Below are 12,996 nucleotides of genomic sequence, written 5' to 3' on the forward strand. Positions count from 1 at the left end.
CAACGATGAAACAGATCCTTGGCCGCCTGACGCTCGCCGCAGGACTGATGCTCGGTATGTCGCACGCTGCGCAAGCCGTGCTGCCCGTCATTGACGCGTCTAACCTCGCGCAGAACATCATCACCGCGGCGAAAGCCGTCAAGACCGAGATCTATCAGGACAGCAACATCGTCTACCAGTACCAGATGATGGCAAACCAGCTGCTGCAGGCGACGAACCTCGACCCGGCTGCCATGAAGGCACAGTACGACCAGATCACGGGCGACATCAGCAAGTACAGCCAGCTTGCGAGCACCCTGAGCGATATGTACGGCGACCTCAACCAGGGCAGCCAGTGGATCAACCACGTCCAGACCCTGATTTCGCGCTCGGGCAAGTCGAGTTCACAGTGGTTCGCCGACATGGCAACGCTCTACAACCAGCGTGACAGCGAGGCCACGCGCCTGTTCCAGACAGGCAATGACGTCATGGTGCATGCCCAGACGCTGGCCAGGCGCCGCGAGGAGCTGCAGTCGCAGATGTCGCTCACGCCGACAGCACAGGCAACCGCTGAGATGACTACGCATTATCTGGACATTGTGTCGAGCCAGATGAGTGATCTGCTCCAGATGACGGCCGGCAAGCAGCAGCAGGATGCACAGAGACAGTCGGTTGCCAACCAGGACGACAAGGAGCGTGCCGCGGCCGCGCAGAGCTTCCAGGACAAGCAGACCGCCGAACGCGCGTCCTATGGCTTGTGAAGCGGCAGGGCAGAACAGCATGCTTCGTTATCTGAACCGGCTTTTCCTCACGGTGCTTGTGCCGCTGTGTGTGTTCGCGTGCCCTGGGTTTGCGCTTGCCGACGATGTCACGACTTTGCCGGACGGCACCGTGGTTCCCGCTTCCAGCACACCCAGTGCGTCGGGCTCGAGTACCTCATCAGCCGCTTCGTTGCTTGTAAAGCCTGGCGAGTTGGCTAAAGGAAACGCGTCCGCAATGGACAAGATCACCGCGATGTTTGCGGCGGTGATCAGCACCGCCGCTGACGCGAGCAGGAGCATCAGCCAGGAATCGGACAAGTTCGCCAGTGGTCTCGCAGTCATCACGATTGTGCTGGCCGCGATCCGCTTTGCTGCGACGAAAGACCCCGTCATGGCGTGGGTCGCGCTGTTCGAGGAACTCGGGATGCTCGGCATTTTTGCATCGTTCTATATCGGGTACGCGACCTGGGTGCCATCGTTCTACAAGTGGTTCCAGACGCTGTCGTCAGAGATTGCCGGTGGCACGAACATGGGCAGTTCGCTCAGCGTTATCGGCAACGCCGCCGGTCAGATCTTCGACTCCGTTGTACAGGCATTCTCCGGCGCGAAATGGTACGAATACATATCGGTGCTGATTGGCGTCTTCCCACTCCTTGCCGCGTACATTCTTCTGTCAATCACGTCGGTAGTGTTCCTGTTTTTCGTCAACGTGGGGCAGCTGCAGTTCGCGTGCGGCGCGGTCATGGGTCAGATCGCGTTTGCGCTCGGTTTTTCATCGTTCACGCGCGGCTATTTCAAGTCGTGGCTCGACTTCATGATCAGTTCGGGCATGTATATGGTCGTGGCCGCGATCATGATGAAGCTCGTGACGGGAAGTCTGGTCAACGCAGTTCAGGCCGCGGCCAAGGCGGGATTGACCACCGCGTTCTCGGCAGGCTACGTATTTGACCTTGCATTCTTTGTGTTCCTGGTGTCGTTTGAGATTCCGAAAATTGCCGGGATGTTCGGGGGTGGGACGGGCGCAAGCGGCGCGATGATTGGCAAGGTCGCGAAGGCAGCGACGAAGGTGCCGATCGGATGACCCTGCATACCCCCATTGAACACGCAGCGCTCGTCAGCGAATACCAGCGACGGGTGGACCTGATTGCCCAGTGTGCGAATGAAGCCAGCCAGAGCGAGCTGAACCGGAAGTGGCTCGTGATGCTGCGCGCCTGCGCGTCGTGGTTCTCGTCGTTGCCGTTGAGCCCGGATCTGTACCGTGAACGGGGTGGCGCCTTTCGCGCCACGATTGAGACGGCGTTCTACGCAATGCGGCTGGCTGGCGGCCAGAAGTTCGGCACCAACCTGCCTTCGGAAAAGCGCCGTCGCATCGAGCCGCAGTACAACTACGCGGTGTTTCTGGCCGCCGTGTGTTCGCGGCTTGATGAACCGTACCGGCACTTCGCCATCGAGCGGGACAGCGACCGTGTACTGTGGAATCCGCCGGTTCACGGTCAATTCGGTCCGTGGCTGGCCGGATCGTCCTATCGCCTGACGTGGCGCGAAAGCCCGCTGCCGGTCGAACGGATGCGTACTGGCATGCTGGCACAGATGCTGGTGGGCTCGGAACTGCTTGCCGGTCTCGACGCCGAAGTGCTCGCCGAACTGTTTGGCGCAATCAACCCGAACATGCGGCCGATCGAGGCAGAGTCGCTACTGCACAAGGTGGTCCGCCAGGGCGTCAGCACCGCCGACGAGTTTGATCGAAAGGCGCAGCGTGGCGTGTTCGCACCTGTGCAGTTCGCCGTGCCGTCAGCCGTACACGTCGCGGCCGAGCTCGAGCCCGTTGCAACGCGGGGGACACCTGTCACAGTCGCGCCGGCCGCGACGGCATCGACCGATCCTGCCCCCGCGTCGGCCACCCCCGTCTCGGCGCCCCAGCCAGCACGAACGACGCAGACGGCGGCAGCGGCAGTTGCAATGCCGCCCGGCATGGTCGTTGAGCCATCGACGGGCGAAATCCTGCCTTCGCCGGGACGTGCCGACACGGCAACCGGGCCTTCACCGGCGCCAGTGTCCGCCGCGGTCGATCCCGCTGCCATGCGCTCACCGGCAACCACGGCCAGTCAGGCGAAGCCGGCAAATGCGCCAGCGTTCGACGAGGTACTCAAGGGTCTGCCTAACTCCGTACGTGAGTTCTTTCAGGCACTCAGCGAAGACGTTGCCAGTGGCAAGGCGACCGTGCAGTGGACCGAAAAAGGGCTCGTCGTGCCCAAGCGTCTGATCGGCAGCTACGGCATCGCCGCCAGCACGCTCGTTGAACACATGCGCAAGCGCAGCCTGATGGTCGCCGACGCGGCGACCGAAGTCACCCTCGCGCCCCGCGCGGGACAACTCATACTCGCGAGCCCTCAGTGAACAGCTACATCAACCATTTCAGGCCAATCCACGAAGTGCGCGCGGCGGCTTTCTGGCTGGCGGCGATCGTGCTGTTGCCTGTGTCGGGCATGCCCTATGGCTGGGCGTTCGCACTGGTGGCGCTGGCGTTCTTCGGTGTGCGCTTCCTCCAGATCTGGCGAGCCCTGAAGTTCCGCATGGCCATCTCGACCAAGTGGCTGACGACGCTCGAGGTGCCGAAGCTGCTGCAGATCCAGAAGCGCATGCGCGCCGAAGCGAATTCGATGTACCTCGGCATCGGCTACGAGTGGACACAGAAGCATTGCCAGATCGCGCATGACATTCTGCGCATGCCGACCACGGATATTCCCGGGCTGCCGCGCTGGCTCAACCGCACGAAGACGGGCCGCAGGATCGAAGAGGCCATCGAGGGCATCTTCGCGCCGAAAGACAGCAAACGCGATCGCATGCCGCAGGGTTCGTCGTGGATTCACGGCATGGAGCCGAAAAAAGCGTTGGTGCCGTTTCACTATAAGGCGATGGGTGGTCACACCCTGGTGGGCGGCACGACCGGCGCCGGCAAGACGCGCACCTATGAGGTGATCTCCACCCAGGTCATCCACCTCGGCGACGTGCTCATCATCGTTGACCCGAAAAACGATGCCGAGTGGAAACTGCGCGTCGAGAAGGAATGCAGGCGTTCGGGCCGGAAATTCCTGTACTTCAACCAGGCCAAGCCGTTTGAGTCGATCCGCCTGAACCCGATCGAGAACTGGTCGCAGCCGTCGGAAATCCCGAGCCGGATTGCACAGCTGATGGAGGAGGGGCCGTTCCGCGACTTCGCGTTCCTGTTCATCGACCGAGCGGTGAAGGGCGAGCTCTACATCGGCGACAAGCCGACCCTGCGCTCGATCCTTAAGTATGCGCAGTCGGGCATCACTTCGCTGCTAGAAAAGGCGCTAAAGCGCTTCTTCGTTGAACAGCGGCTGCTCGACTGGGAGCAACAGGTCGCCACCGAAACCACGCGGCAGGGTCAGCGCAACAATGCCGCTTTGCTCGTCGACGGAATGATCGGGTTTTACAACGCGCAGTTCGCGTCACAGGAACGTGGCAACGAAGCCATCGACGGGCTGATTGCCACGCACGTGCATGATCGCGAGCACTACATGCGCATCATCGCGTCGGCGCTGCCACTGCTGCAGATGCTCGCAACGGGCGAGACGGGCCTGATGCTCGCGCCCAAGGCCGACGATTTCGACGACGAGCGCGAGATCTGGGATATCGACAAGGTCATCAAGCAGAAGGCCGTTTTGTACATGGGGCTCGACTCGCTGTCGAACAACATCGTGCAGAAAGCCATCGCGTCGATGATCCTGTCCGATGTGGCTGCCGTGTGCGGCTCGATCTACAACTTCTACGATTCGCCGCCCGAAGTCGTGCTGATCATCGACGAGATTGCAGAAGCGATCAACGAACAGGTGATCCAGATTCTGAACAAGGGCCGCGGTGCGGGCTTCAAGGCGTTCGTCGCATTCCAGGCACGAGCGGACCTGGAGGCCCGACTTGGAAACGCCGCCAAAATGCTGCAGGTTTTGGGCAACTTGAATAACCAGATAGTCCTACGATTGGAGGACAGCGATACCGCGCAGTGGTTCTCCGACAAGGTCGGGGAGACCGCGATTCGCAACGTGACGCTCACTGGCAGTACAAGTACAGGCAGCGAGGCGCATATCGGTGAATTTACTGGGTCCGTTTCACGTTCGCTTCAACTGGAGAAGGTTCCGCTGATTCCAACCCGCCTGATTCACGGCCTGCCGAACCTGCAGTACTTCATGCGCATTTCGGGAGCCGCCGTCTATCAGGGCCGTATTCCAATCCTTCAAGGCTGAAAACCACGCATGTCTGCCGTATTCAAAAAAATCATCCGCGAACACAAGCTGCCCTCCCGCCTGATTCCCGTTTTTACCGTGGCGCCGGAGCTTGAGCTCGCCTGCGCGCGTGTGGCCGATTTCATCGGGGAGAAGTTCATGGGCGAGCGCGAGCCACTCGTCAAGGAGATGCTGGAGTGCGGGCTGGCCGCGTACAAGCGGACCCGCAAGACGGGCAACCCGCACATTGCGTTCATGCAGGGTCTGTTCTCCCGAGCACACCTGCTCTATGCGCGCCGTTACGTGGCGATTGACGGCGATCGCTATCACGTCTGGCCGCCGATGTTCGAGCCGGTGACCACGTTCGAGGCACGCTACGGGAAGTTCGAAACGGGCATGTTCGACGAGCGCTGCCCGGAAGCGGTCACGCAGCGCTCTGCCGCGTTCCAGCTGGCCGCGCGCGCATTGACGGGTGAAAATTTCCGACTCTATTTCGAGGACTATGATGTCGCTCACGCCTTTTCTGATAGCGAAGCTCTCGAGGGTTGAACCGGACGTCGCGCGCCGTGCGATATCGACTGCCAGCGCGATCGACGAGATCGAAGGCGGGCGTCCAGCTGAGTTTTCACGCGGTCCGAACGCGATGGCCTTCGCACTGGCGCTCTTTGTCGCGCGGCGGCCCGTGCATTTCTATCTTGGCCTGGCGGGGTTAATCGGCTTTCCGGTCTACCTTCTGGTGCGGATTGGGTCGTTCCTCATCGAGTGGGGGATGCACGCCTATGGCCAATAGCCGGTTCGTCTCCCATGTCAAATGGTGGTTCTTCTTCGTCCCGTTGATTGCCGTGTTCATCATGCCGGCCATTCCTGACCCGTCGCTGTTCTCGGTGCCGCTTGCGGAAGCGGAATCGGTTGCAGCGATTGTCGGCGTCGAGCGGGCCGACGAAGTTGTCGGGAAGACCAACGAGCGGTTCAAGGCCTGGTTCGTGCAAACGGGTCTCGTGCGCGCAACCATCAACGCGACGGGATCTGGCGATCTTGGTGACGGCGGCGTTTCCGACTTCGCCCGCACCTGGGGCCAAAATTTCTGGCACGAGTTGTATCGGGTCGTGTACCGGGCGAGCGTCATGAAACTCTGGATTTTCGGCACGATGATCTTCTGTCTTGCGGCGTTCTTCGACGGTGCGATGCGTCGCAAGATCAAGGCGTCGGCTGCGGGCTTTGCCAGTCCGCTGTCGTTTCACCTGGCCGGTCACGGCATCCTGCTGGTGTTCGGCGTTGCCTTTGCGGTTCTCGTCGCGCCGATCCCCGTGCTCGCGCCGTGCTGGATCGCCATCGCGGCGGTCCTCGGTGCACTTTTGTGGCACGCGGCGTCGTCCTACCAGTGATCGACTAGCCCGAAAGCTACGTCAAAAACCGCATCATTCCGGGTTAAGGCCGTCAGCCGGCTGACGGCACATTCATTCGGGCTCACCTTGCGGGGCAGAGCTTTTTCAGCGCCCCATAAAGCCACGGCTCGTTGATTCGGCCCCAGGCGGCCCTATCAAACCGCTGTCTGGCCACCACCTCACCCGATTCATCGAGCAAAGTCGTTTCCGTGCGCATGATTGTCAGACGCTCGCAATTCAGGAGCTGTTCAGAGACCGCCTGACTGAAGAAAATCTGTTGCTGATATGTAGGAGGGAGTCTGGTGTTGACCGGGGTTGGAAAGGTTTCCTTCTCAAGAAAGCTTGTGAGTCCATCCTCATGGCGTATCGAATCGAAATCTATGTAAATGCGATGGGGCCTGTCGACCTGCTGAATCCAGTTCTCAGCATGTGCGGCGATGGCACTGCAAAGCATGCATAAGCCAACGATTGTCTTTCTCATGGTCTCGCTCTGAACTTGTGAGGACCGCAAGGCCGCCCTCAAATTCCTGTAGTCAAACACGCGATAGCTTACTCGAATGTGGATCGGCGTCGGCATCGATGGACGCTTCACGCGCTCGCAGCCGTTTCCCAAGACCACAGAGATTGACGCGGCTCGCACTGCGAGCATGGGCGAGTGAGTGGGACTCTGCCTTGGTCCGATCATCAACTGGTCGGAAAGATGCTTCAAATCACACATGTTTTGACGGCCCGGGCGAGGTGAGGCTCGCAACAATAGGGACATGCCGCGCGTGTGCGCGTGCACCTTTCCAAAGGGACACCCTATATGAGCACCATCTCCGAAGAGACGAACCCAGAAGCCGCAAGCCAGTCGTCGGCGACCAACATCCCCGCAGCGGCGGACCGCGCGGCAACCGGTGATGATGCCCCGAGTGTTTCGTCGGCGAGCCAGAATGCGACGACAGATGGCGCGGACGGCGGCGAGATCGAAGTCGAGTTGCAACAGATGGAAGACGCGGCGAACACCCTTCAGAAGGAAGGGATGATCAGCGACTCCGAAGCCGCGCAAAAGCGTGAGCAGGTCGCCCGTACGCGCAAGCTGTTCCGCGAGCTGTCCCCGGCCGAGCGCGCCGCGATCGTGCGTCGCCGGCGGGAAATCGGCCGGGAATTGATGGAGCGCCAGCTTTCCGGTGCGGCGGTGGTGGCCGCGACGGTGCGCCTGAATCACACCCGCCTGAAGCCGCTGTTCGAACAGTGGTGGCCGTACCTGAACCGCATGAGCATCAATATGCAGCGGTTTGGCCGCTCGACGTTCGGAGCGGAGGACCAGGGCACGGTCACCGCGTGGCTGGAAAAGCAGGTCACCGAGCTCGAAGCGTATGTTGATGAACAGCTTGGCGTGGCTCAGGACTTCCGTGAGAAGACCGAGCAGAAACTGCGTGATCAGGGCGACATCGTGTTCGCGCCGACGGTGACGAAGCCGTCGCTCGCTATCGAGGTAGAGGCGTACTCGCGTTTCTCGATGCGTCTGCTGTCACTGCTGATGAAGTTCGACCGCGTGATGGACAACTTCGATTTTCTCGTCTGGAACGGCATTCGCGACCAGTCGGACGTCGACGAGGAAACGACGCGCTTTCTGCGCAAGTTCCACCCGATTGGCGTGCGTGGGTACATGACCCACCTGCGTCTGATGACCACGGTGCGTGGCCGCTAACCGGTGACGCGATCATGCTTGACGGCCTGAATCCCCAGCAGTGCGAGGTTGCCGAGTACCGCCGGCACTGCGTTGCGATCGCGTGTCCGGGCGCGGGCAAGACGAAGACGATTGCTGCCAAGGCCGCTCTGCTCCTGGCGCAGCCCACGGCGATCGTTGGTGCCGTGACCTTCAGCAAGGATGCGGCCGTGCAATTGCGCGATCGTATCCTTGCGCTGGCGGGCACTCAGGCAAAGCGTCGGCTGGTCGCTGGTACCTTCCACTCGTTGGCGTTCCGGCAGTTGGGGCAGCCCGGCGGCAAAAGACAGGACATCGCATCCGATGGCGATCGCATGGGTCTGATTGCCCGTGTGATCGCCGAGCTCGGTCTGGAATGGAAGCCTGAAGAAGTCGTGCCCGTGATCGAGCGGATCAAGACCAATTTTGGTCGTGTCGAGGCCGGCTCCGCCGATGCCCAACTCTATGTGGCCTATCAGGAAGCGCTTGCCCGCAACGGCAAGATCGACTTCCAGGACATGCTGCGCCTCGCGGTTGCGGGCATGGAAGCCGGAGACATCACGCCGTACCGCTTTACGGACCTGCTCGTCGACGAGTTTCAGGACACGGACCCGTTGCAGTATCGGTGGGTCGAACTTCATGCGAAGGCGGGGGCGCAGGTGACGGTCGTGGGCGACGATGACCAGAGCATCTATGGCTTCCGCGCCGCGCTCGGCTTTCGCGGAATGGAAAGCTTCGCCGAGGCGTTCAATGCGCAACGGGTGGTGCTGGGCAGCAACTACCGGTGCCGCAGCGAAATCCTCTCGGCCGCCGACCGGGTCATCCGCAATAACGCGGATCGCATTCCGAAGGTTCTGCAGGCCGAACGCGGCGCCGGCGGCTCGGTCGCGACGAAGCGGTCCGACGACGAATATGCGGACGCCGTTGCCGCGGTGGAATTTCTGCAACCGCTGCTCGCGTCCGGCAAGTCGTGCGCCATCCTCGCGCGCACGAACCGCATTCTCGATCCGATCGAAGCGGTTTGCCGGTCGCATGGCGTACCGTACTTCCGCGCGTCCGGCAGTTCGGTACTGAACCGGCCACAGGGCGCGCTGATGTGCAACCTGCTCGAAATCGTCGAGGGCCGCAAGCAGAACGGGCTTGATGCGGTCCTGGGCTACATGGGGATGAATTCAGCGCATCTGGGTTCACTGCACCGCGACATGGGGTCCGCGCTCGTACAACGGCAGAAAAAGGATCTGGTCGCGCTAGGTCTGCCTGAAGAGACAGCAACCGTCTACCGCGCGTTCATGAAGCGTCTGGGCGAATGGCAGCTGATGTGCGAGCGTCAGTTTTACTCGCTTGCGCTTGATGGCGTGCTGGAACTGATGATGACCTATGCGAAGGCCGATCCGGCGATTCGGGCAATCCAGGGCACGTATGACGTGCTGTCGCGACTTAACCGCACGTTTGCCGAGCGGATCGAATATCTCAAGCGGGATAACAACAAGCCCGCGGACGGTGCGCTGGTGCTCACCACCATGCACAGTTCGAAAGGGCTGGAATGGGACCACGTCTGGATCACGCGTGCCGAAGAGGGTATCGTGCCCGACGAGAAAAGCACCGAATCGGAAGAACGGCGTCTGTTCTATGTCGCGATGACGCGGGCGCGCGACAGCCTTGTCATCGCCACGATCAAGAAAAATCCCGTGTCGCGATTCGTCATCGAATCGGAAGCACGATAGGAATCTCTGGAGTTTCCATGCTCGATCGACTGCTTCGCAGGCTTGGATATGTACCTGTCTCATCGCTAAACCTTATGCCGCCTGAGACCGCATCGCAGACGCCAGCGGTTGCACCGCATTGACACCGGGCATCGGCCTTCGAGTTCGACAGGGCAAAGCTCGACGGCCTGTGCTATTCGTACTGCGACGGCGACTTTCACTACTATGCGGTCGGTCGTGATGACTGGATACCAATGGGGGTCGCGGGCTTCTCGCTGGTTAGCCAGCAGCAATGTCGTACATGGCTGAACGAGAACCTGCGTTTGCGCGTCTGGGTCGGAACCGGAACGCTGGAATCGTGGCATGCGGAGAACCGGCCGGTGCTCGACAGGATTGGCTCGCGGGAACTCGTGTCACCCCTGGATCTGGCGATGGCTACAGACATCGGAGAAGAGGAACTGGTCCCGTTCGTGGAGGCCATCGAGATGGCGGAACTGTTCGCGTTGGCGTGGCAGCGCGCCCGCGTCGCATCGCCGTTTTTCTTTCTGGCCAATTCGGAGCATTATGCCGCCTTGCGCGATCACCACGCGCTTCGCTTCGCGCATGAGGCGAACGCTCATGCCCTGGAAAGGGTCACTGAGTGGCTCGCCACCTGGTTCGCGGCACGCGGCCTGACGGTTGACGAAACGCGGTGCCTCATCAATCTGCCGGGCTACCGCGCGCTCTTTTATAGGGCACCGGCAACGCTTTGACCGGCCAGCATTCCGGTCGTAGATGGAGTAAAAAAGGGGCGCTCCCCGTCAGGAAGCGCCCTTTGTCGCTACGCGGCGCGGAAACTAAAGGTCCGCGTGGTGCAGCTTCAGGACAAGGCGATAATGAGCGTCGCCGAGCGGCACGTCCACGCTCTGGCCATCGGCCACGTCGACCGTCACGTTGGTGGCTTCGAGGCCCTTGACGTCCACCACTTCCGAACGGCATTCAGCCGTATCGACTTCGCGCTTGCCTACGAACTCGGTATCCTGTGCCCTCACCGAAAGACGCATCCTGTTAGCGTTGACATCGACTGGCTTCACCACGAGCGAGAGGCCGACGAACCGGCTTTCGCTCTGCAGGCGCATCGTTGCGCCTTCCAGATGGCATGTCCCGAATCAGACGTGCGTGCCGCTGGAATACGCGAACGGACTCTGCCCGAACTCGTGGGCGATGATCGAGGTTCCGGCCGAAACCAGGTGACCGTCCTTATAAAACGCGACGTCGACCTGTTGCGCCGGCGACGCGGCCGATGCGTTCGCAATGGCAGAAGCGCAAAGCGCGATTGCGCCGAGGGTTTTCGAAAAGCTATGCAAGGCTAATGCTCCCTTTGACTTAGTGGGTGGGTGATTCTGCTTCGGGTCGTTGCGAGTCAGACGGTTGCCGCAGTCCGCGAGAGCTGCTGGACGTTGCTCGCCGCGTTTTCGATCGTGAGGTCGCTTTTGCGCCTGACCTGCCCTTCGAGCGATGCATGCGGGCCGAGCCGGATGGTGCCGTAATAGAACACGTTGCCCTTGACGCGGCCGTGGATCTCGAGGATGCCGCGCGCGTGCACGTCGCCCTCGACCGTGCCGTCGATCCGGACGTGCTCGCCCTGAATCTGCCCTTTGACCATGCCGCCCAGACCGACGTGCAGCAGGCCGGCATTGGAAACCACATCGCCATCGACGATGCCGAAGACGCTCAAGCCGTGGTCGATAATCACGCTGCCATGAACGGACAGGCCTGCGCAAAGCAGAGTGACGTTGGGACCTTGTGACTTCATGAACACTCCTAGAAAAGTTGAACGTCGCCGGATTTCGCAGCGGGTGCTTTCGACGGCGCGGGCGTTGTGGTCGCCGGCGCGGCGGGCTCCTCGTTCGCCGTCGGCTGGTGACGGGTGAGGTGATGCAAGGGCCGCAAGGCCGGCTTTGCCGGTCCATGCGACTGCTCTGCCGGGGCGGCGGCCGCCGTTGTGGTCGGTGTTGCGGTTGGGGCTACGGGCGCCGACGCGTTCTGCGATGGCGCCAGAGCCTGCGGTGCGATCGCCGGTTGCGCTGTCTGTGTGGGCGCGGTCGGGCGTTGCGCGTGGATCGGGGGCACCGCGGCGCGCTGTTCCGGATTGGTGGACTCAGTTGCCGTGCGCGGATCGATCCGGGGGGCCGCAGGCGGCATCGCGAGCGAGCGAGCGTCGACGTTCGCGAGTCCAGACGAGCCGGTCGCTTTCTGCACGTCGAAGTCACTCGCAGTCAGTGGTTTCGCGCGAACCGCATTGACGGGCATCGTGCTGTCGTCCATGGACTGTGCCGCGGTGGGAAGGCGAGCTGGTGCGGGAGCCACAGCCGCTGGTGCCGGGTGAAAACTCTCGTGTGTCGCGTGCCACACGCGCGCTGCGCTCATTCCGGCCAGACCGGCAAGGGCCGCAACGGCAATACCGATCAGGGCAGGGCGTCTTGCGGTGCTCAGTGCTGCGGTCAGCGCGGCACCGTGGGAGCGCAGGGATTTGCCGCCTTCGGGCGCTGGTAGCGCCGGCATCGCGGCGGTGTGGCTGGTTATGTCGATGACGACGGGTTGTCCCGAATACTGGGCGTGCAGTGCCTGAATTTGCCGTAGATCCATATTTTTCCTCAACAAGGTGACAAGTCGAGCGTATCCATCCGGTCACCAAGTCAAGTGAGCCGGAATTTAAAGAAGGCGTGAGAGGTCGATGCAGTCAGCTTTCGCGGCGCTGGCCATCGAAGTCGTACTGGTCGTTGTCGGGCATGCACACCTGAACGATGTGCTTCAGGCGCCGCTCGGCGTTCGCGAGAATGTTCGCGCGATCCTTGTCCGTGATCTTTCGCTCGATCATTCGCTCGGTTGAGCGCACGAAGACCCGGTCATACTGGGTCAGGCATCGCACCAGCAAACCTGCGAGCGGACGCGTGATCGTCAGTTCGATCAGTTCGTGCGGCATTTCGAGTGGACGCGCTTCGTGGCGCGCCAGCCACTCATCTGTCTTGCCGAGCCAGTTCGAGGTATCACGCAACGCCTTCTCCAGGGCCTTGACCTTGCCCCCGCGCGCGACAGCAATCTTCGACGCGCAGAAGTTGTAGTCGGACCTGATGTAGTTGCGGGCGAACTGCGAGCTGTACCGAAGCACCGTTTTCGCATCGGTCTCCGGATTGATCCGCTCAATCCGGCTGTCGCCCGTCAGGCGTTCGATGGGCTTCAGGCCGCTACCGG

At 61.5% G+C, this 12,996-nt stretch carries 16 protein-coding genes; 10 read left to right on the forward strand and 6 right to left on the reverse strand.

All coding sequences use genetic code 11. The features are described 5' to 3' along the window. Positions 1 to 5 precede the first annotated feature (5 nt). From OKW30_RS38930 to OKW30_RS38960, 7 genes are all read left to right on the forward strand, one after another. The gene (locus OKW30_RS38930) at positions 6 to 740 is read left to right on the forward strand and encodes a type VI secretion protein (protein ID WP_429349357.1); all 735 of its coding nucleotides are present in this window, start codon (positions 6 to 8) and stop codon (positions 738 to 740) included. A gap of 235 nt (positions 741 to 975) precedes the next feature. Beyond that, positions 976 to 1,821 (forward strand): type IV secretion system protein, encoded by an 846-nt coding sequence (locus tag OKW30_RS38935; protein ID WP_429349358.1) that lies wholly within the window; start codon positions 976 to 978, stop codon positions 1,819 to 1,821. After that, on the forward strand, positions 1,818 to 3,137 hold the full coding sequence (locus OKW30_RS38940; protein ID WP_429349359.1) for a TraI domain-containing protein: 1,320 nt from the start codon (positions 1,818 to 1,820) through the stop codon (positions 3,135 to 3,137). The genes OKW30_RS38935 and OKW30_RS38940 overlap by 4 nt, the downstream gene beginning before the upstream one ends. Further along, complete coding sequence (gene traD, locus OKW30_RS38945; RefSeq protein ID WP_429349360.1) at positions 3,134 to 5,005, forward strand: conjugative transfer system coupling protein TraD; 1,872 nt, start codon at positions 3,134 to 3,136, stop codon at positions 5,003 to 5,005. Before OKW30_RS38940 ends, traD begins: the two co-directional genes overlap by 4 nt. A gap of 9 nt (positions 5,006 to 5,014) precedes the next feature. Then, entirely contained in the window at positions 5,015 to 5,533 is a 519-nt protein-coding gene (locus OKW30_RS38950; protein WP_429349361.1) for a hypothetical protein, read from the forward strand. Further along, positions 5,490 to 5,774 (forward strand): hypothetical protein, encoded by a 285-nt coding sequence (locus OKW30_RS38955; RefSeq protein ID WP_429349362.1) that lies wholly within the window; start codon positions 5,490 to 5,492, stop codon positions 5,772 to 5,774. Before OKW30_RS38950 ends, OKW30_RS38955 begins: the two co-directional genes overlap by 44 nt. Beyond that, the gene (locus tag OKW30_RS38960; protein WP_429349363.1) at positions 5,764 to 6,369 is read left to right on the forward strand and encodes a DUF4400 domain-containing protein; all 606 of its coding nucleotides are present in this window, start codon (positions 5,764 to 5,766) and stop codon (positions 6,367 to 6,369) included. The genes OKW30_RS38955 and OKW30_RS38960 overlap by 11 nt, the downstream gene beginning before the upstream one ends. Positions 6,370 to 6,451: 82 nt before the next feature. Here the strand turns inward: OKW30_RS38960 and OKW30_RS38965 are convergent, their stop codons facing one another. Then, positions 6,452 to 6,850, reverse strand: a complete 399-nt coding sequence (locus tag OKW30_RS38965) for a hypothetical protein (protein ID WP_429349364.1) — start codon at positions 6,848 to 6,850, stop codon at positions 6,452 to 6,454. 324 nt (positions 6,851 to 7,174) lie between these two features. Here OKW30_RS38965 and OKW30_RS38970 point away from each other — a divergent pair, with 324 nt between their 5' ends. The 3 genes from OKW30_RS38970 (at position 7,175) to OKW30_RS38980 (ending at position 10,514) form a co-directional block, all read left to right on the forward strand. Continuing rightward, positions 7,175 to 8,062 carry an ATPase gene (locus OKW30_RS38970; protein WP_429349365.1) on the forward strand — a complete coding sequence of 296 codons (888 nt, stop codon included), beginning with the start codon at positions 7,175 to 7,177 and terminating at the stop codon, positions 8,060 to 8,062. Positions 8,063 to 8,076: 14 nt separating this feature from the next. Next, a complete protein-coding gene (locus tag OKW30_RS38975) occupies positions 8,077 to 9,783 on the forward strand; it encodes an ATP-dependent helicase (RefSeq protein ID WP_429349366.1) in 1,707 nt (568 codons plus the stop codon). 233 nt (positions 9,784 to 10,016) lie between these two features. Next, positions 10,017 to 10,514 (forward strand): hypothetical protein, encoded by a 498-nt coding sequence (locus OKW30_RS38980; protein WP_429349367.1) that lies wholly within the window; start codon positions 10,017 to 10,019, stop codon positions 10,512 to 10,514. An 84-nt stretch (positions 10,515 to 10,598) separates the two neighbouring features. Here the strand turns inward: OKW30_RS38980 and OKW30_RS38985 are convergent, their stop codons facing one another. From OKW30_RS38985 to OKW30_RS39005, 5 genes are all read right to left on the reverse strand, one after another. Further along, on the reverse strand, positions 10,599 to 10,880 hold the full coding sequence (locus OKW30_RS38985) for a hypothetical protein (protein ID WP_429349368.1): 282 nt from the start codon (positions 10,878 to 10,880) through the stop codon (positions 10,599 to 10,601). A gap of 30 nt (positions 10,881 to 10,910) precedes the next feature. Next, positions 10,911 to 11,108, reverse strand: coding sequence for a hypothetical protein (locus tag OKW30_RS38990; protein WP_429349369.1), 198 nt, complete (start codon positions 11,106 to 11,108; stop codon positions 10,911 to 10,913). 56 nt (positions 11,109 to 11,164) lie between these two features. After that, on the reverse strand, positions 11,165 to 11,557 hold the full coding sequence (locus tag OKW30_RS38995; RefSeq protein WP_429349370.1) for a bactofilin family protein: 393 nt from the start codon (positions 11,555 to 11,557) through the stop codon (positions 11,165 to 11,167). Positions 11,558 to 11,565: 8 nt separating this feature from the next. Further along, positions 11,566 to 12,390 (reverse strand): hypothetical protein, encoded by an 825-nt coding sequence (locus OKW30_RS39000; protein WP_429349371.1) that lies wholly within the window; start codon positions 12,388 to 12,390, stop codon positions 11,566 to 11,568. A gap of 94 nt (positions 12,391 to 12,484) precedes the next feature. Beyond that, positions 12,485 to 12,913: a DUF1845 domain-containing protein gene (locus OKW30_RS39005; RefSeq protein WP_429349372.1), complete on the reverse strand. Its 429-nt coding sequence runs from the start codon at positions 12,911 to 12,913 to the stop codon at positions 12,485 to 12,487. Between the last annotated feature and the right edge of the window lie 83 nt (positions 12,914 to 12,996).

This window comes from Paraburkholderia sp. Clong3 (assembly GCF_050436485.1).
GTDB lineage: Bacteria > Pseudomonadota > Gammaproteobacteria > Burkholderiales > Burkholderiaceae > Paraburkholderia > Paraburkholderia tuberum.